The organism is Nocardia colli (assembly GCF_008704205.1).
Taxonomy (GTDB): domain Bacteria; phylum Actinomycetota; class Actinomycetes; order Mycobacteriales; family Mycobacteriaceae; genus Nocardia; species Nocardia colli.
On sequence record NZ_VXLC01000006.1, the window covers coordinates 1 to 18,117 of the forward strand.

The window sequence follows — 18,117 nt, forward strand, 5'->3', positions numbered from 1 at the left end:
TGCATCCACCCCTTGAACCCAAGTCGGGCGATACCGACACCAGTTCCCCTTGATCTTGGTCGCTATTTTCGCAGCGCGATACCGCCGGTCCCACGGCGTCGAAATCCGCCTATGGATGAGGTGCCGCGTTGGCGGCCGTCCGTCGTTGCGTCGCAAGCGGTTGGGCAGGAGTTGGATAGGTGGCGCTGGTCAGACCTCGACGGTGACCGTGTGGAAGCCGGAGGGGCCGGTGGGGAACGGCGGGCGGTGGCGGCCTTCCTGGACTTCGCCGGAGCGGCTGATTGCTCTCGCTTGTACCTGGTGTTCGCCCGGCGGGAGTTCCACTGCGACACGCCAGCGACGCCAGGCTGCGGCACCGAGTTCCGTGCCGAGATCGGCTGAGTGCCAATCTCCTTCGCCGACACGGACCTCTACACCGGCGACGCCGTGCGGTGGGGCCCAGGCGACCCCGGCGATCGTGGTGGTACCTGCGGCGGCTCGGCCGGGCGCGGTCACGTCGATGCGGGCCTGCGGGGTTACCCAGAGCGGACCTGCGGGCCAGCCGCGCCGCCACCAGTAGTCCACGTGGGTGTCGTCGGTGAGTTCCAGTTCGCCAAGCCATTTCGCGCCGGTGTACTGGCCGTAGAGGCCGGGTACGAAGACGCGGGCGGGGAATCCGTGAGCGGGAGTGAGGGGTTCGCCGTTCATGCCGATGACCACGTAGCCGGGCCATTCGCCGGAGCGCAGCGGTTCGATCGGGAGTGAGATCGTGTAGCCGTCAACGGCTCTGGTGACCAGGCGGGTGGCGTCGGATTCGGGGATGGCGTGCTTGAGCAGGTCGGACAGCGGTACCCCGAACCAGCGGCCGTTGGCGGCCCGGCCCTCGCCGGGGTGGTTGTGCACGCACACCATGACGGCGTCGAATTCCACTGCGTCTTCGGCCAATTCGTTCAGCGTGAGGCGCAATGGGTGCGCGACCTTACCGGTGACGGACAGCCGCCAGTGGGCCGGATCGATCCGCGGCGGGCGGAGATTGACGTCGGCGACGTACATTCGGCGGGCGGCGGTGACCAACGGTGACAATCCCGGCTCGTCTTCGAGTCCGTCCTGCGGCACGACGCCCAGCGCGCCCATCGGGCCGATGCGGCGAATGTCGTTGTCCTGCCTGCGATCCAGATCATGGTGCAAGGTGTGCGCGGCGGCGAACATTCCGGCGCCTGTGGCGATCCAGGCCAACCCGCCGAGCAGCCCGCGGGGCCGCCTGCGCAAGCCTGCGGCGAGCACTCCGGAAGCCGCGACCGCACCGGCCACGGTGGAGGTCGAGCGAGTCGACAATCGGGTCGCCAACGCGGCGGCACCCGCGCCGGCCGCGGCCGTCACCGGCGTCCGCAGCCGTTCGGGCAGCGCGGCGAGCCCGACTGCCGCCGCGACCACACCCGCACCGATCCCCAACCGGGTAGCGATCTTGTCGTGCCGGCCGGACATCGCGACGGTGACCTCGACCACCGGCACCGGCGCGGCATCGATGGCCGCCCGCCCCAGGGTGTCGATCAGCGACCCGCCCCTGGTCGCGGCGATCGCCTCGCCGACCCCCAGTGCCGCCAGCCCGACCGCGGCCGCACCGACCCCGCTGCTCCGGTCTCCGTTCGTCACCACCGCTGGCACACCCGCTTCCAACCCGATCGTCCGCTGTCCCCCAGCATTCTGCCCGACCCACGGCACCCGCCACCCGCTTTCACCCGCTGCCACGGCCCGACCAGCGCGCTCTATGTCCGATTGGGACAACCCAGTCAGCCGTACCGGCCATCTCGAAGCCCGCGGCGTTCCGGGAGCCCGTTCGACGTGCCCGTCCGCCGTTAGGGCCAGAGCCTTCGCCGGAAGCTGCTCAACTGAGATCGCCTGCCAGACCAGCCTGCTGCCGCACCGTGGCTGCGGCGGGCGACCGCGCTACGGAACGATCATCGACAGGCGAAAACGACTTATCGCTGACTGTCCGCGGCAATTCGTGGAGATCGTGCGACCGAGTGGCCCTCGGTGATCGGCTACGGCTACTCCTCGATCACCTCGGCGGACAACGCGGTCAGCTCTTTGCGTACCGCGGTGAGGAGTCTGTCCGCATCGGTACCGCCGCCGAGTACACCGACAGCTAGTTGGCCGTGAAAGGTGTAGACCAGGAAGGTGATTGCGGCGGAGGCGCCGGTGGAGGGTTTGGGGTGGGCGGAGAGGTAGACGATTTCGTAGTCGGTCAGGGTCAGGTTGGCGGGGGTTCGGAATCGGGGTACGGCGCCGGTATTGGTGATTGCGATGTGGCCGGCCAGGGAGTGGATTCGGGTCGGGCCGTAGAAGTCTGGGAAGTGCAGTACCGACTGTTGCACGATGCCTTCGGCCAGGTCGGAATGTAGTCTTTCCGAAATCCGTTGGGCCAGTTCGAGAACACTCCCCGAGGGGTCGATCTCGGCGGCGAACGATGCGAGTCCGGCCATGTTGGTGCCCTCGGCGGGTGCTACTCGCGGATCCAGTCGGGACCGCATATCCACCGGATACAGGCAGCCCAGCGACACCGGACCGCCTGTGGCATTGGATTTTTCGGAGGCATACGCGCGAAGCAACGCTGCCGTGATCAATCCGTTCACGCTGATACCGCGATGATGACCCAGTGCCACGATCCGCGCCGTCGTCCCCTCGTCCAACCGAGCGCGCTTCGGCCAAGCAAGCGAGCTCGGTGCCGGATCACCAACGGGCACAGTCGTTGCCGCCGCCGGGAGCGGGTTGGTCACGTCCTCGAGGCCGGACACCTCGCCCGCGACGACCCCGCGCTTCGCCGCATGCCACTCCAACGGCTGCGGATATTCCTGCGGCACAACACTTATCGGCGCAAATTCGACGATATCCGTATAGAACGCCCAGAACCGTGACAACAGTTCGACGCAGTGCCCGGCGTCCGCGATGCTGTGATGCGCGAACAAGGTGACCCGCCATCGATCGGCCCCGGACGCCACCGCATCCAGATACGCCAGCTGCGTTCCCGGGTCCACCGGCGTCGCCGGCAAACCCGCAGTCTCCACGTCGCCCTCGGTTACCGAAGCACCGATCGGTGAATCCCCCGGGCGCAGTAGATATCCCGTGCCCGCCTCGTCCTCCCCGATCCGGCAGAGCACCACCGGAAACGCCACCTGCAATGCGGCGAAAGCTTCTTTCAACGCCGCGACATCGAGCTCTCCCGCTACCGACACCGACCGGCCCGTGTAGGTGCCGTGCCGTACAAACCGCTGTTCCGACGGCGCCAATACGCGCACCGTCGCATCCTCATCCCGCAACACCTCGCAAGCGTGCGGCAACACCGGCCGGGGCGCAAACGAACGGATGCGGAAGACTGGACGACATGAGTCTCGCCGCACATCTGGAAGAACTCGGCCGCCCGCTGGTCGAGCATCAGCTCGATCATCCCACCGTGGCGGGCATCGCCAAGGGTGACCTGCCCGAGCCGATCTTCCGTTCCTGGCTGGAGCAGGATTACCTCTTCCTGCTCGATTACGTCCGCGTGTTCAGCCGCCTGGCCTGGCAGGCCCCGCCGGCGCACCTCGGCGACCTGGTGGACCTGGCGCACGCCACCTATCACGACGAACTCGCGCTACACCGCTCCTTGGCCGCGGAATTCAGCGCCGACCTCGGCGGTGTCACCAAAGGTGTTGCCTGCGAGGCATATACGACGTTCCTGCTCGACTCGGCCGCCGACTACGCCGAGGGTCTCGTCGCCCTCTACCCGTGTATGTGGGGCTACTCCACACTCGGCGCCCGCCTCGCCGAGAACCCACCCGCCGAGCCCCGCTATCGCCGCTGGGTCGACACCTACGCCGACCCCGCCTTTGCCGCCCTCACCCGCCGCTGCGCCCAGATGATCGACGAAGCAGGCCCCGACCCGGCCCGCGCCGAAGCCCTGTTCCGCGAGGGCATGCGCCACGAACTCGCCTTCTGGGACGTCCCCAACTAGGTCGCGCCGACCTGAGCCGATGCCGACCGCCTGCGATTCGACAGCGACCGCCTGTTCCTGCCACGCTGCCACCGATCCCCGGCCGCCTGCCACCACCCGGGCGATCGCTGTGCACAGAAGCCGCGCCAACCCATCGACCCGCGCGACAGATCGCCTCCGGCGACGTACACCACGAAGACGCACTACTTCTGATTTCCCGCACCGAAAATTGCATGCAATTTTCGGTGCGGGAAATCAGAAGTAGTGCGGGAGGTCAGAAGTGGTGCGGGAGGTCAGAAGTGGTGCGGGAGGTCAGGGGTGCAGGACGATCTTGCCGCGGGTGTGCCGGTGCTCCAGCTCGCGGTACGCGTCTTGGACCTTGTCGAGCGGGTAGACGCCGGCGATCGGCACCTCGACGGTTCCTGCGGCGGCGAGGTCGGCCAGTTCGGTGAGCACATCGATCGTGCCTGCGGCCGCGTTGCCGTCGGCTTTCACACCGTATTTCTCGACGGCGGCGAAGTTGATGATGGTGTCGATGCGCTCCACCGGAACGCCCAACTCAACGGCGATGTCCACGTAGTCGGCGCCGAACGTATCGATGAACGCGTCCACACCGTCCGGCGCGGCGGCCCGGAGCCGATCGATCAGCCCGTCGCCGTACGCGACCGGTGTCGCGCCGACCTTCCGCAGCCAGTCGTGGTTCGCCGCACTCGCGATCCCGATCACCTCGGCCCCGCGCACCCGCAGCAGCTGCACCGCGATCGAGCCGACACCACCGGCCGCGCCGGACACGACGACCGTGTCGCCCGCGTTCGCCTCCACCGCCCGAATAGCCGCGAAAGCCGTTGTGCCCGCTACATATAACGCGCCGGCCACATCCCAGTCCAACCCGGCGGGCTTGGGCGTCACCTGAGCGAACGGCACCACCACATGCGTCGCGTGACTGGCGCGTTCGTCGGTGAACCCGAGCACCTCGTCGCCGACCTCGATCCCGCCGACCTCCGCACCGAGCTCGACGACGCGTCCCGCGAAATCGGTCCCCTCCCCCGACGGAAACGTCGAAGGCCAGCGATCGTGAAACGCACCGCTGCGGATGGCCGCCTCGCCCGGATTGATGCCCGCCGCGACCACAGCGACCACCACCTGACCGGGCCCGGCGGTCGGCGTCGGCACCTCGACCACCTGCAACTCGTCGATCCCGCCATATCGATCGAACTTCACCGCTCTTGCCATGCTGAGCTCCTCGATTCGGTGACTAACGGCACATCGAGCGTCAACGGACGACTCGGCCCGGATATTTCCCGCGCGACGACGTCCGAAAACCCACAGACCGGCAATTGGAGGGCGGATCGCCCGCAACCGCCTTACGCTGGCAACCGTGGGAGCGGAGAATGTGCGGGCGTCTGATGCCGACCGCGAGAAGATCGTCGAGCAACTGCGGCATGCGATGAACGAGGGCAGGCTGACGCTGCACGAATACGACGACCGGTTGCAGCAGGTGTACGCCGCCAAGACCTATGGTGAGCTGAATCCGGTGCTGGCCGACCTTCCCGCGCAGCGCGTTTCGCGCTCCCGGGACCTGAAGCGGATACCGCAGTGGGTCGTCATCATGTGGACCCCGTGGGTGTTCGTGAACATGCTGACCCTGCTGATCTGGGTCGCCACCGGCGCGGGCTACTTCTGGCCGTTCTGGGTGGCGGTGCCGTGGGGCATGGCGTTGCTCATCCCGACGGCGATCGGAATCACGGTGCGCGGCAACGGTTCCGAATCGGAACGGCCGCAGATCCCGCCGACGCCACCGACTCCCCCGCTACCACCGACGCGCTGAAAACGACGAACGACCCGCACCGGCATCCGGTGCGGGTCGTTCGGTCGAAAGCTCAGGAACCCAGCAGATGCTGGGCCAGGTAGCCCTCCACCTTGTCCAGCGCGATCCGCTCCTGCGTCATCGAGTCCCGCTCGCGGATGGTCACCGCTTGATCGTCGAGGGTGTCGAAGTCGACGGTGATGCAGAACGGGGTGCCGATCTCGTCCTGGCGACGGTAGCGGCGGCCGATGGCGCCGGCGTCGTCGAACTCCACGTTCCAGTTCCGGCGCAGTTGCGCGGCAAGGTCTTTCGCCTTCGGCGTCAGATCCGCGTTGCGCGACAACGGAAGTACCGCCGCCTTGACCGGGGCGAGCCTGCGGTCCAGGCGCAGCACCGTGCGAGTGTCCACGCCGCCCTTGGCATTCGGCGCCTCGTCCTCGGCGTAGGCGTCGACCAGGAACGCCATCAGCGAGCGGGTCAGGCCGGCCGCGGGCTCGATGACGTAGGGCACGTAGCGCTCGTTGGTGGTCTGGTCGAAGAAGCTGAGCTCGGTGCCGGAGTGCTCGGAGTGCGTCTTGAGGTCGAAGTCGGTGCGGTTGGCGACGCCCTCGAGCTCACCCCACTCGTTGCCCTGGAAGCCGAAGCGGTACTCGATGTCGGTGGTGCCGGCCGAGTAGTGCGACAGCTTTTCCTTCGGGTGCTCGTAGAGCCGCAGGTTGTCCGGGTTGATGCCGAGGTCGGTGTACCAGGAGAAACGGGTCTCGATCCAGTACTTGTGCCACTCCGCGTCCTCGCCCGGCTTGACGAAGAACTCCATCTCCATCTGCTCGAACTCGCGGGTGCGGAAGATGAAGTTGCCGGGGGTGATCTCGTTGCGGAAGCTCTTGCCGATCTGGGCGATGCCGAACGGCGGCTTCTTGCGCGCGGTGGTCATCACGTTCGCGAAGTTCACGAAGATGCCCTGCGCGGTCTCGGGCCGCAGGTAGTGCATGCCCTCCTCGGACTCGATCGGGCCGAGGTAGGTCTTGAGCATCATGTTGAAGTCGCGCGGCTCGGTCCACTTGCCGACGGTGCCGCAGTTCGGGCACGCGAGCAGGTCCATCGCGACCGTGTCCGGGTCGTCGATCTTGTGCTTGAGCGCGTACGCCTCCTGCAGGTGGTCCTGCCGGAAGCGGTGATGGCAGTTCAGGCACTCCACCAGCGGATCGTTGAACACGCCGACGTGGCCCGAGGCCACCCAGACCTGGCGCGGCAGGATCACCGACGAGTCGAGGCCGACGATGTCCTCGCGGCTGGTGACCATGGAACGCCACCACTGCCGTTTGATGTTCTCCTTGAGTTCCACGCCCAGCGGACCGTAGTCCCAGGCCGACTTGGTGCCTCCGTAGATCTCACCGCTCGGGTACACCAGACCCCGGCGCTTGGCGAGGTTGGCAACGGTGTCCACCTTCGACTTGGGTGCCACTCGAGAATTCTCCATCCACTACGAGTCGGATTGTGCGTTCAGGGTTGAGACTATCGGCCCTGCCCAACCAACTTTCCACCGCACGGGCAACCTCTGTCCGTGTCACTGTGAACGCACACGCTCCGGCGCGTCCGTTTGACATGCGCAACTGTGCATATCAAAATGGGATCGCTTTCCAATAAGGAGTTGGTGCCATGACCGCCGAGACCGCCACCGCCCATCCGCACAACCCGTATCGCGCGCCCGCCCCCGCGCCGGTCCCCGCGCGGACCGTCCTGGAGGACGCGGGTGAGCTGCTGCGCGCGCTGGCCGCTCCGGTCCGCATCGCCATCGTGTTGCAGTTACGCGAGTCGCCGCGCTGTGTGCACGAGCTGGTCGACGCGCTCGGGGTGACCCAACCGCTGGTCAGCCAGCATCTGCGCATCCTCAAGTCCGCGGGCGTGGTCCACGGCGAGCGGTCCGGTCGCGAGGTGCTCTACGAACTCGTCGACGACCATCTCGCGCATATCGTGGTCGACGCCGTCGCGCACGCCGAGGAAGGGTAATTCGTGCCAGAGAACAGTGTCGTTCCGCAGAAGCCGGTCGGCATCCGCAGTACCAGGCAGCGCAGTGCCATCGCGGCACTGCTCGGTGACATCGAGGAATTCCGCTCCGCGCAGGAACTGCACGACGAGTTGCGCAAGCGCGGCGAGGGCATCGGGCTGACGACCGTCTATCGCACGCTCCAGTCGCTGGCCGACGCGGGCATGGTCGACGTGTTGCGCACCGATTCCGGCGAGTCCGTGTACCGCCAGTGTTCGACCGGGCACCATCACCATCTGGTCTGCCGGCACTGCGGGCGCACCGTCGAGGTGGAGGGGCCGACCGTGGAGGCCTGGGCCGGCGCGATCGCGCGCGAGCACGGGTTCACCGAGGTCAGCCACACCATGGAGGTGTTCGGCACCTGTGAGTCGTGCGCGTCGGCGGGCAATTGCGACGGCCGGACCACGATCTAGTCCACGCTTCGGTTCACTCAGCGGACCGAGCCCTGGTTAACACCGAGCCTCCCCGTGCAGATTTCAACGCGAACCCACGAACGCCCGGCCGACCCGGGCGTCACGCTCTGGGGTTGCACATCTTCCGGGAGGCTCAGCCGTGCGCACGACCCTGCTTTCATCCGTAGTTCCGGCACGTAGCCGCCGAATCCGCACCGCCGCAACGGCGGTCGCGCTGCTCGGCGCGGCCACGCTCGCCCTGACCGCCTGCAACGACAAGGACGGCGCGGCGACACCGGTCTCGGCGACACCGGCCACCAGCGTGGTGGCCAACGGGTCACCGGGCAGCAATTCGGGTGCGGGGCAGTCGACGGTGCGCACCGTCGGCAAGACCGGCTGGTTCGAAGGCTTCGACATCACCGTCAACAAGGCAACCGTGGTGCCGGATGAGTTCGGCGGCGCGAAGGTGCTGATCGACATCACCTACAAGAACACCACGCTCGACAACAAGACGATGAGCAACAACACCTCGCTGCTGGTCGGCAGCGAGGTCGACGGCGGCGCGCTGTGGGACAACCCGACGGTGCCCGGCGGCGGTTCGGCGACCGGCAAGGTGACCACGTCGGTCAAGTCCGCCAAGGACGCCGAGCACCTGATCGACACGATGACCGTGGTGTATGGGCAGGCCGCGGACAACCAGACCAAGATCCCGCTCAGCGCCGCGGGCAAGGTGGACAGCGTGCAGCCGAAGGCGCTCCCCGTCACCGGCACGCTGGTGCAAGACCAGACCACCATCCAGGTGACCGCGGGCAAGCTCAGCCCGAGCTACACCAAGGGCGAGCACGGCAAAGACGAACTCGCCCTGCACATCAAAATCACCGGCGGATCAGGGATCCCGGCCGGCGGCAGCAACATCTTCACCGAGTACTTCGCGCTGAAGACCCCCGACGGCCAGAGCATCGTCGCCGACGACCGCAACCCGATCAACGAACTCCTCGACGCCGGCAAAACCATCGACAACGTGAAGAACGACGTCGTATTCGTCGTCCCCACCCCCGCCACCGGCAACTACGTCCTGACCTACAACAGCCAGAAGGAAGAAGGCGCCGCCACCGCCCCCACCCTCGCCTTCACCGTCAACTGACCCTCACCACACCGGAATCAGCCAGCGGTTCGACAGCCCCGGAGGATATCTCCGGGGCTGTTTCTATCTATCCACCCCGGATCTGTTTCCATCCAAGCCCTCGCCGGTGACGAAGACCTAGTCGACACCTGCCGCCCGTCCGGATGGACGTCGACACCGAAGAGGACAACCTGAACATGCTCGCGACAAGAAGCAGCGCGCTCGCCATACTTGCGATGGCCGCCGCAGTATTTCTCGGTATAACGGCAAGCCACGCTGACGCCTATCCGGAGGATGTAGAACAGAAGAAGGCGGCAGCTGCCTATCAATTCGTATGCGAGGACGGCGGGTCAGCACCACGCAGCTACGAATGGTATCGGCAGTACGCCAAAATCCAGGACACGGCACCGTATGAAGTGCGCGGGAACGTCCGAATATTCTCGACGGTCGCCTACCAGGTAGGCATGGACAACGACATCGGAGTGTATCGATTCATCACTGTCCGCGAGGATAACACCAGGGCATACAACCCCAAGTCGCGTGAAAAACTGTGTACGAACTCACAGCAGTTCCTGCGCTGGAATCAGCGAGTTATCTCGGAGTACAAAGAAGGCATCAAAGCCTGCTGCGCGACCGAGCGGGGCATGGAGGAATTCTTCGAGTGGAAGATCGACGCCGTACTCGCACTAAACGAGCAACAAGCCGAGGCGCTCGACGATGAGGATGGCTACCGGGAGAAGTACAAGGAGACCGATCCCGACTTCAAATTCCTGAACATGTGGAGTTGCAAAGAGGACGACTCCAGCTGCTAAAAACTGAACACACGCACACCCCCTGATTTCCCGCATATCGAATCGCATGCGATTGCGTGTGCGGGGAATCAGGGGGTGTGCGGCTTCGGGTGGTTCAGCTGACGGTGGCGGGGACCGGTGCGGGGGTGGGGGTTTCGGCGGGGCGGCGGGTGCGTAGGGCGCCGAGGGCGAGTAGGGCCAGGGCGGCGAGGGCCCAGATCAGTAGCACTACAAGGGGTTTGATGGCGCCTGCGCCGTCGAAGAAGGCTACTGAGCGGAGGAGGGAGGAGGCGGCGCCGGGTGGGAGGAATTGGCCGAGGGCGCCCCAGGGCTGCGGGAGGAGTTCGGGGGCCGAGGCGGCGGCGGAGAACGGGTTGCCGATGAGCAGCATGGCGAGGGCGGCGAGGGCGATGCCGGCTCGGCCGATTGCGGTGGAGAGGCCGACGACGGCACCTGCGACAGCGAAGGAGACGAGGCCGGCGACGGCGGATAGTTCGAGGTAGGAACCCGGGACCACCGACATCCAGCCCTGGATGATCTCCATGCTCAACAGGCCACCGACCACACCAAAGGTAGCCAGCCCCAACGCTTTTCCGCCGACCGTCGGGATCAGCAGGCTGAGCAGCACGCCCGCCGCGATTCCGGACAGCGCCAGCGGCAGCACCATCGCGCCGAACGCGGTGCCGCGCGGATCGTCGGAGTCGGCGGCCACCACATCCTCGACCCGCGCAGCCGGTCCCCCGGCCATCTGCTGGCCGATCTGCGTGAGTTGTTGCGCGACAGCCGGACTCGCGGCAGAGGCGATCAGGACACGCGGCGGTCCGTCGCCGGTGACGATGGCGCCGTACACCTCTCGGTCCGCGATGGCGACCCGCGCTGCCGCTTCGTCGGCCGGTCGGGCGATATCGAAGGCGCCCGGGCTGTGCTCGACGAGCTGAGTAACGACCATGTCGGCCTGCGGGCCGGTGACGGCGATGGGCAGATCGCGCGGGGCGATGTGCGCGGCGGGCCAGGCGAAGGCGATCAGCATCAGCGCTTGGAGCAGGGCGGCGCCGACGGCGACGGCGAGCGCTCGCTGGGTGGTGGTCATGACGTTCTCCCGTAAATCGAATGACCGTTTTCTTAGATGGGAATATCGTCGCCCGCGGCCCGGAACTTGTCAAGAACGGATGTTCGTTTTACTTTATGGGCATGCCCAGAGTCAGCGAAGAACACCTGGAACGCCGCAGGCAGCAGATCCTCGACGCCGCTCGCCTGTGCTTCGCCCGCAAGGGCTTCCACGAGACGTCCATGCAGGATGTCTTCGCCGAATCGGGGCTGTCCGCGGGCGCCGTCTACCGCTACTTCAAGAGCAAAGACGACCTCATCGCCGCGCTGGCCACCCAGACGACGGTGCCGCTACGCGCCCTGATGACCGAGCTGCTCCGCGCCGATCCCCTGCCGACGCCGGACCGTTTCGTCGCCACGATGGCCGAGCACATGGTCGCGAACAGCGGACCGGACGGCCCGCTGCGATTAGCCCCGCAGGCGTGGGCGCTGGCCCTGGTCGACCCCGACGCCGCCGAGTACGTCAAGGACGCCATCCTCGGCATCCGCACCTGCTGCTACGAATACACCGAGCGCATGCGCGATGCGGGCTGGCTCGCCGCCGACGCCGACACGCACGCGACGGCCACCGCCCTCATGGGCGTGCTACCCGGATTCATGTTGCAGCACTTGATCATCGGCGATCTCGAACCGGACACCCTCGCCCGCGGTATGCGCACGCTGCTCGCCTACAACGGCCCGGCCGCCTGAGACGAAGGTCAGAAGCTGAACGCGATCCCGCGCAGCACCAGCGCGACGATGAACACCGCGGTGAAGGCCAGGTCGATGGACAGACCACCGGCCCGGATCGGTTGCAGCACCCGCCGGACCGGCGCGATCACCGGCTCGGTCGCGGCGTGTGTCAGCTCGCGGGGACGGTTGGCCCAGCTCGGGCTGTTGCCGAGGGCGGCCATCCAGTCGAACACCATCCGCGCGAGCAGCAACACGATGAACACGGTCAGGGCGTAACCGATCAGGGTGCCGATGAGGCTCATTCCGAACTCCTTCGTGGTGGCCGCGTTGGCCTTCTCACCAGTGTCAACGCAGCGGGCGGGGTCGAAAGTGTCGCGTTTGCCGGATTCTCAGATGACTATCAGCGAGCGGCTCACCACAGGCCGGGAACGAGCCGCTTGGTGCCGGTCCGATACTCCTCGTAGGGGTGGCCGAGGGTCTCGACCAGTGCCTTCTCTTCGACGTCGATCCGTCGGCCGAGCGCATAGACCGGCAGGATGACGGCGACGACCAACGATATCCAGTTGGCCGCGGCCAGGCCCAAGCCGACCATGATCAGCAGAATTCCGGTGTAGGACGGATGGCGCACCCACCGGTACGGGCCCCGATCGACCACCGTCTGGTCGGTGTCGACCTCTACGGTCGTGCGGAACGAACTGCCGAGCACGATGATCGCCCAGATCCGCACGACCAGCCCCAGCCACATGATCGCGGTCCCGGCGATCTGCCACGGCAGGTGCGCGCCGGGGATCTGGAACACGCTGTCCGCGGGCAGGAAGTACATGACGTAGAGGGCGATGTTCGCGGCGGCCGCGACGACGATCACCAGGGTCAACCGGGTGCCACCGTCGTTGTCGGTAGACCCCTTGCGGCGCAAACGATCTCGTATCCGTAAGCCGATCTCCAGCGCCAACCACACCCAGGTGGTGATTTCGGCCGCGTTCACCACGTTCGCTCCCTCGGTTGGTCCCGTGTCGCCGGTACTGCGAGCAAACCAGCAAAACTGGGCCGGCGCATCAGGAACCTCCCTGATTCCCCGGCCTGCCTTGCGATCCGCGCCGACCCATTGATCACAACCATCGCCTGTGTAAGTGTCGGGGACGTGCCCGTCATGGGACACAACAGTTGTCGAAAGGGAAATCTGCTGTGACAGTTTCGAAGAAAACCGCTGCTGCGGTGACCACACTCGGTGCGCTGGCCGCCGCGCTCACGCTCGCCGCGCCCACCGCGGGGGCCGCGGTCACCCGCATCGATGTGACGCCCGGGCTGAGCTTCGGTAGCTCGGGCGGTGCGATCGGCGCCGGCTGTTCCTACACGGTCACCGCGACCGCACGCCCGGGTGTGGCGGTGGTCTTCCTGGACGAGGTCGACGGGCTCCGCACCACGGACACGCTGAAGCCCGTCGGACCCGTCGCGGACGCGTCCGGAAAGGCCAGCACCACTTGGACTCCCGCCAAGAAGGGCGAGCACAAGCTCTGGGCGGCCGAGTACATCTCGGGCGAGACCTACTTCCTCACCACGGTGAACGTCGGCACCGGCATCAACGCCGGTCCCGCGTGCGTTGTGCTGCCGTAATCGCCTGGCGCACAATGCTCGGCCTCGGTCAGCCGCACACCTCGTGTGCGGCTGACCGGCCGGAAGTTGTTGCGGGGCCGCCGATCAGCGGGGCGGCGGCGGTGCGGTAGTCGGAGTCGGTGGGGCCGGCGGTTGCGCCGGTGCGCCTGGAGCCGAGCCGTTGCCACCCGGCGCATCCGGCCGGTCGCCGCGATCGAATCTGTGCATCCGCGGTCCGTCTTCCCGATGCATCCGCGGTCCTTCGTCTCGCCCGGAACGATGACCCGCGGCCATATGATTCTCGCCGTGATGATGGCCACCGCCATCGCCTACCGCCAACCCCACGCCGAATCCGATTCCGCCGATCACCACAGCCGCTAGTACCGCGCTGGCGATCCGTAGCGGTCGTGATCCCCGCCAGCGGGTCGCCAGCCGTGAGGGCGGCTTCGGTGCCGCTGCTGGATTCGTGTTCTGCACGGGGGCGGTTTCCCCGATGCCTTCGGCTTCTGCCATGACTGCGCCTTTTATGTGGATTGTCCCGACCTGAACCCCCGACCGTACGAGCGAAGGGTGGGACTCCCCTGCGGATCTGTTGTGTAACTGCTGTGTGCTCGAGCCGTGCCGGTCCAAGGACTGCCACCGCGGTCAAAGCCAGCCGAGACGTTCGGCGGCGCGGACAGCTTCGGCGCGGGTGGTAGTGCCTGTTTTGCCGATGGCAGCGGACAGGTGGTTGCGGACAGTGCCTTCGGAGAGGTGCAGCTGTTTGGCGATGGAGCCCGCGGTCGCGCCGTCCGCGGCGGCGGAAAGGACCTCGCGTTCACGTTCGGTCAGCGGCGACGTTCCGGCTGTGAGGGTTTCTGCGGCAAGGGCGGGATCGACCACCCGCAGGCCCATCTGGACTCGCCGAACTGCGTCGGCCAGTTCTCTTGCCGGAGTGTCCTTTACAACGAAACCGCTGGCACCCGAATCGATCGCACGGCGAAGGTACCCGGGCCGGCCGAAAGTAGTCACCATCAGCACACGCACATCAGGATGGCTGGCATGCAGCTGCGCGGCGACCGAGATACCGTCCAGCCCAGGCATTTCCACATCGAGCAGCACCACATCGGGCTTCGTGCGCGCGACGGCCTCGACCACCTCGTCACCGCGCCCCACCTCCCCGACCACCTCCAGGTCGGACTCCAGCCCCAGCAACGCCGCGAGCGCGCCACGCACCAGCGCCTGGTCATCGGCGAGCAACAGCCGGATCATCTGCCCCACTTCCTGTTTCGAGACGCCCCACACGACGGAGCCACAACTGAATACGCTGGTTCAGGCAGGGACGGTCGCGCGGACACGGACCCCTCCTTCCTTCGGCGTGGACAAGGTCAGCGTGCCGCCTGCCGCACGGACGCGCTCGCGCAGGCCGGTGAGTCCTGAGCTGGACTCCTGGCTCGTGCCGAGTCCGCGACCGTCGTCGGACACCTCGATGCTGGTCGCCGTGACCTGCACCGTGCAGTGCCGGGCCGCGCTGTGCCGGATCACGTTGGTGATCGCCTCGCGCAGCACCCAGCCGAACAACTCGCTGTGCGAGGTATCCGGGAGCTGCGCGTCCGCCGGCAGTTCCGCGGCGATATCCGCGGCCGCCAATGCCGTTCGCGCATTGGCGAGTTCGCCGCGCAACGAGACCTCGCGCAACCCGCCGACGGTATCGCGCACCCCGGCCAGCGCCTCGCGGGCGAGCCGCTCGATATCGGCCAGCTCGGTGCGCGCCCGCCCCAGATCCACATCGATGAGCCGTTGCGCGAGTTCGGTTTTCACCGTGATCACGGTCAGCGAGTGACCGAGAATGTCGTGCACGTCCCGCGCCACCCGGTTGCGTTCCTCCACGATGTCCAGCTCGGCCCGTTGCCGCCGCGCCAGCTCCGCCAGTTGCTCGCCGCGCAAGCCCAACTGCCTGGCCACCCAGATCACCACCGGGACAAAGGCCAGCCAGAACGGCGTGCCGGACAGGCTCGGAATCGCGACCGGCAGAAACAACAGTACGAGCGCGACAGGCAGGATCACGTAGCCGGCCTCGCGGGCCGGCAGATGGAAGATCGCGGCCACCGCGACGAAGATCGCGGTGGGCAAGGCAACCGGACCGAGCAACGCGATCAGGGCAGCCGTGCACGCGGCCATGCCGGCGAGGAACGGCCACAGCCGTGGATCGGCAGGCCGATCCTCCACCGATTCAGTCGCGCCACGGCGCCGGAAGATGACGAACGTGCTCAGGATCAACGTCGCGTACGCGATCAACGTCGCCACCGCGAGCAGCACCCGCAGCCGCTCACCGTCCGACCACGCCTGCACGATCGGCGCGATCATGTAGGCCATCCACACCGAAGACATCAGCGCGCCGAACCAACCACGCCGTCGACTGTTCACCGCGCCGCCGTCGCCGACCACCCGGTCGATGAATCCCAGCGCCCCGCCGGTGCGCAGGAACGCGAACCAGGACGTCACGCGCATGCCCCACCCCTGGCATGCGACGAATCGCGAGGAAGCTGTCGCGCGCGGTCGATCACGAGCACAGACGCTACCGAACCCGGCTCGACCGTCACCGGCACCATCGGCGTGGACATCATCTTCGACCTCCCGGCGCTCTCGTACGCCCGGCCCTGCTCGGCATCCCAGCGAACACCGGGATCGAGACGAGCCGTCGCGTCGAGCATCACCGTCCGATCCGGGGACGGGCCCGGGATGTCAAGAGGTTCCGCGTTCTCGGTGACCGGTAACGCGTCGATGCGGCCGTCCACCCCGCGGGGACGGCCGCACCGCGGTGCACCGGACAGCTCAGCGAGCCGTGTCACGACGGAACAGCATGGTCGATCCGCCGACGAACACCGCGGCCCACACGACGACGTTGAGCAGCGCGAGCGCGATCGACCCCGTGCTGGTTTCGCCGAACGGGATCCGCGACAACGTGGCGACGCCGTTGGTCGGGAAGACCTTCGACACCGTCCCGAACCAACCACTCAGCGGAATGAACAACCCGCCCGCGAACGACAGCAGCGCGAGCAACGGCCCGAGCAGTTGCATCACGTTCTCCGAGGGCAGCAGGTAGCCGACGAACAGGCCGAACGCCGCGAAGACCAGCGAGGTGATCCAGGCGAGCAGGAAGCAACTCACCCACGCGACCGGGGTCAGGTGCGCGCCGAGGAACGCGCCGACGATGAAGACCGCGCTGACCGAGGCCAGTCCCAGCACCATCGCGACGGTGACCTTGGTGGCGATATAGGCGACCGGATGCAAAGGGGTGAGCCGCAATTGCCGGCTCCAGCCCTGCGCGCGTTCGATCGCCACCATGGCGCCGCCGCTGGTGGTGGCCAGCATCGCGCCGTAGACGGCCATCGACACCATGATGTAGCCGGTCACATTGCCGGTGCCCAAAGACTTTGTCCGGTAATCGGATTGCAGCCCGAAGATGACGAAGAACAGCGGCGGGATGAGCAGTGTGAAGATCATCGTGCGGCGGTTGCGCAGCATCCGGCGCAGTTCCAGGCGGAGGAACCCGGCGCTGAAACCACCGAGCGGTGTCCGTCGATGCTCGGTAACGGCTTGGGGGGCAAGCGTTGTCATGTCAGTTGTCTCCGGTGGTGAGCGCCAGGAACGCGGATTCGAGATTGTGCGAGGTGATTTCGAGATCGATCGCGGTGGTCTCGGTGAGCAGGTAGCGGGCTACCGCGTCGGAATCCTTGGTGTGCACGACGATCCGCTCGCCGCGCACCTCGACGTCATCGACGCCGGGCAGCGCCAGCAACCCGGTCGGCACGGCGCCGGGCAGCGTGGCGCTGACCGCGCGCCCCGAGGCCAGGTTCTTGATCTCGGCGGCACTGCCGTCCGCCACCACCTGCCCCGCCCGGACCAGCACGATCCGATCAGCATAGGCGTCGGCCTCGTCCAAGTAGTGGGTGGCGAATACGACGGTGCGGCCGCGCTCGGAGTCCTGGCGCATCGCGTTCCAGAAGTCCCGTCGCCCTTCGACATCCATGCCTGTGGTGGGTTCGTCCAGGACGATCAGGTCGGGATTCGGCAGCAGCGCGAGGGCGAACCGCAGCCGTTGGCGTTGCCCGCCGGAGCATTTGCCGACCATCCGGCCGGCGATCTCGGCGAGGCCTGCCCGCTCCAGCACCTCCTCGATCGGGCGCGCGTTCGCGTGCAACGTCGCGACCAGCCGCACGGTTTCGCCGACGGTGAGGTCGGGCAGCAACCCGCCGGATTGCAGCACGGCCGAAATCCGGCCTACCGCAAGCGCTTCCGTCGGCGAGCCGCCGAACACCTGGACGGTGCCGGAGTCCGGCTTCGCCAAGCCGAGCACCATGTCGAGGGTGGTGGTCTTGCCCGCGCCGTTGGGCCCGAGGAACGCGACGATCTCGCCCGGTTCGATGACCAGGTCCAGCCCGTCGACAGCGTGCACAGCCCCGCGGCCGGGTACCGCGAAGCTCTTACGCAGATCGTGCAGTTCGATCGCCGGTGTCGCCCGGTGGGCCCCCGAGCCCCGCTTCCCCGAACCGCCAGCCGCGGCGAACACGGCCGCGGTCGTCAGTGCTGATGTCATAGGTAAAACGTTCGCGCATCAGCGCCCCGAATACCCCGCACGCATGTCACGTATCTG

20 protein-coding genes are annotated in these 18,117 nt (G+C 67.0%); 8 read left to right on the plus strand and 12 right to left on the minus strand.

The window, feature by feature from the left end; translation table 11 throughout:
* Positions 1–189: 189 nt before the first annotated feature.
* Complete coding sequence (locus F3087_RS16945) at positions 190–1,635, minus strand: molybdopterin-dependent oxidoreductase (RefSeq protein ID WP_150402960.1); 1,446 nt, start codon at positions 1,633–1,635, stop codon at positions 190–192.
* 392 nt (positions 1,636–2,027) lie between these two features.
* Entirely contained in the window at positions 2,028–3,299 is a 1,272-nt protein-coding gene (locus tag F3087_RS16950) for a phthiocerol/phthiodiolone dimycocerosyl transferase family protein (protein WP_150402961.1), read from the minus strand.
* Between the two features lie 62 nt (positions 3,300–3,361).
* Between F3087_RS16950 and F3087_RS16955 the strand changes: the two genes are divergently transcribed.
* On the plus strand, positions 3,362–3,970 hold the full coding sequence (locus F3087_RS16955) for a TenA family protein (RefSeq protein WP_150402962.1): 609 nt from the start codon (positions 3,362–3,364) through the stop codon (positions 3,968–3,970).
* Between the two features lie 291 nt (positions 3,971–4,261).
* Here F3087_RS16955 and F3087_RS16960 read toward each other — a convergent pair whose 3' ends face one another.
* On the minus strand, positions 4,262–5,182 hold the full coding sequence (locus F3087_RS16960) for an NADP-dependent oxidoreductase (RefSeq protein ID WP_150402963.1): 921 nt from the start codon (positions 5,180–5,182) through the stop codon (positions 4,262–4,264).
* A 145-nt stretch (positions 5,183–5,327) separates the two neighbouring features.
* Here F3087_RS16960 and F3087_RS16965 point away from each other — a divergent pair, with 145 nt between their 5' ends.
* Entirely contained in the window at positions 5,328–5,777 is a 450-nt protein-coding gene (locus tag F3087_RS16965) for a DUF1707 domain-containing protein (RefSeq protein ID WP_150402964.1), read from the plus strand.
* A 52-nt stretch (positions 5,778–5,829) separates the two neighbouring features.
* Here F3087_RS16965 and F3087_RS16970 read toward each other — a convergent pair whose 3' ends face one another.
* Positions 5,830–7,221, minus strand: a complete 1,392-nt coding sequence (locus F3087_RS16970) for a glycine--tRNA ligase (protein WP_150402965.1) — start codon at positions 7,219–7,221, stop codon at positions 5,830–5,832.
* 194 nt (positions 7,222–7,415) lie between these two features.
* Between F3087_RS16970 and F3087_RS16975 the strand changes: the two genes are divergently transcribed.
* From F3087_RS16975 to F3087_RS16990, 4 genes are all read left to right on the plus strand, one after another.
* Positions 7,416–7,766 (plus strand): ArsR/SmtB family transcription factor, encoded by a 351-nt coding sequence (locus F3087_RS16975; protein ID WP_150402966.1) that lies wholly within the window; start codon positions 7,416–7,418, stop codon positions 7,764–7,766.
* Positions 7,767–7,769: 3 nt separating this feature from the next.
* The gene (locus tag F3087_RS16980) at positions 7,770–8,216 is read left to right on the plus strand and encodes a Fur family transcriptional regulator (protein ID WP_150402967.1); all 447 of its coding nucleotides are present in this window, start codon (positions 7,770–7,772) and stop codon (positions 8,214–8,216) included.
* Positions 8,217–8,355: 139 nt separating this feature from the next.
* Positions 8,356–9,339 carry a hypothetical protein gene (locus F3087_RS16985; protein WP_150402968.1) on the plus strand — a complete coding sequence of 328 codons (984 nt, stop codon included), beginning with the start codon at positions 8,356–8,358 and terminating at the stop codon, positions 9,337–9,339.
* Positions 9,340–9,482: 143 nt separating this feature from the next.
* Positions 9,483–10,130 (plus strand): hypothetical protein, encoded by a 648-nt coding sequence (locus tag F3087_RS16990; protein WP_150402969.1) that lies wholly within the window; start codon positions 9,483–9,485, stop codon positions 10,128–10,130.
* A 94-nt stretch (positions 10,131–10,224) separates the two neighbouring features.
* Here F3087_RS16990 and F3087_RS16995 read toward each other — a convergent pair whose 3' ends face one another.
* Entirely contained in the window at positions 10,225–11,199 is a 975-nt protein-coding gene (locus tag F3087_RS16995) for a hypothetical protein (protein ID WP_150402970.1), read from the minus strand.
* A 101-nt stretch (positions 11,200–11,300) separates the two neighbouring features.
* On the opposite strand from F3087_RS16995, the gene F3087_RS17000 reads away from it, so the two are divergent.
* Positions 11,301–11,906: a TetR/AcrR family transcriptional regulator gene (locus tag F3087_RS17000; RefSeq protein ID WP_150402971.1), complete on the plus strand. Its 606-nt coding sequence runs from the start codon at positions 11,301–11,303 to the stop codon at positions 11,904–11,906.
* An 8-nt stretch (positions 11,907–11,914) separates the two neighbouring features.
* On the opposite strand, the gene F3087_RS17005 is transcribed toward F3087_RS17000, so the two are convergent.
* Positions 11,915–12,190 carry a YggT family protein gene (locus F3087_RS17005; RefSeq protein ID WP_150402972.1) on the minus strand — a complete coding sequence of 92 codons (276 nt, stop codon included), beginning with the start codon at positions 12,188–12,190 and terminating at the stop codon, positions 11,915–11,917.
* Between the two features lie 110 nt (positions 12,191–12,300).
* On the minus strand, positions 12,301–12,873 hold the full coding sequence (locus F3087_RS17010) for a methyltransferase family protein (RefSeq protein ID WP_150402973.1): 573 nt from the start codon (positions 12,871–12,873) through the stop codon (positions 12,301–12,303).
* Positions 12,874–13,073: 200 nt separating this feature from the next.
* On the opposite strand from F3087_RS17010, the gene F3087_RS17015 reads away from it, so the two are divergent.
* Positions 13,074–13,502, plus strand: coding sequence for a hypothetical protein (locus F3087_RS17015; RefSeq protein WP_150402974.1), 429 nt, complete (start codon positions 13,074–13,076; stop codon positions 13,500–13,502).
* Between the two features lie 624 nt (positions 13,503–14,126).
* Here the strand turns inward: F3087_RS17015 and F3087_RS17020 are convergent.
* Genes F3087_RS17020 through F3087_RS17040 form a run of 5 tightly spaced genes read right to left on the minus strand, consistent with a single transcriptional unit; the run spans position 14,127 to position 18,060 of the window.
* Complete coding sequence (locus F3087_RS17020) at positions 14,127–14,732, minus strand: response regulator transcription factor (protein ID WP_150402975.1); 606 nt, start codon at positions 14,730–14,732, stop codon at positions 14,127–14,129.
* A 60-nt stretch (positions 14,733–14,792) separates the two neighbouring features.
* The gene (locus F3087_RS17025) at positions 14,793–15,971 is read right to left on the minus strand and encodes a sensor histidine kinase (RefSeq protein ID WP_150402976.1); all 1,179 of its coding nucleotides are present in this window, start codon (positions 15,969–15,971) and stop codon (positions 14,793–14,795) included.
* Positions 15,962–16,312 carry a hypothetical protein gene (locus F3087_RS17030; protein ID WP_150402977.1) on the minus strand — a complete coding sequence of 117 codons (351 nt, stop codon included), beginning with the start codon at positions 16,310–16,312 and terminating at the stop codon, positions 15,962–15,964. Before F3087_RS17030 ends, F3087_RS17025 begins: the two co-directional genes overlap by 10 nt.
* On the minus strand, positions 16,296–17,081 hold the full coding sequence (locus F3087_RS17035) for an ABC transporter permease (protein ID WP_150402978.1): 786 nt from the start codon (positions 17,079–17,081) through the stop codon (positions 16,296–16,298). Before F3087_RS17035 ends, F3087_RS17030 begins: the two co-directional genes overlap by 17 nt.
* A 1-nt stretch (position 17,082) precedes the next feature.
* Positions 17,083–18,060 carry an ABC transporter ATP-binding protein gene (locus tag F3087_RS17040; protein WP_150402979.1) on the minus strand — a complete coding sequence of 326 codons (978 nt, stop codon included), beginning with the start codon at positions 18,058–18,060 and terminating at the stop codon, positions 17,083–17,085.
* Positions 18,061–18,117: the final 57 nt, after the last annotated feature.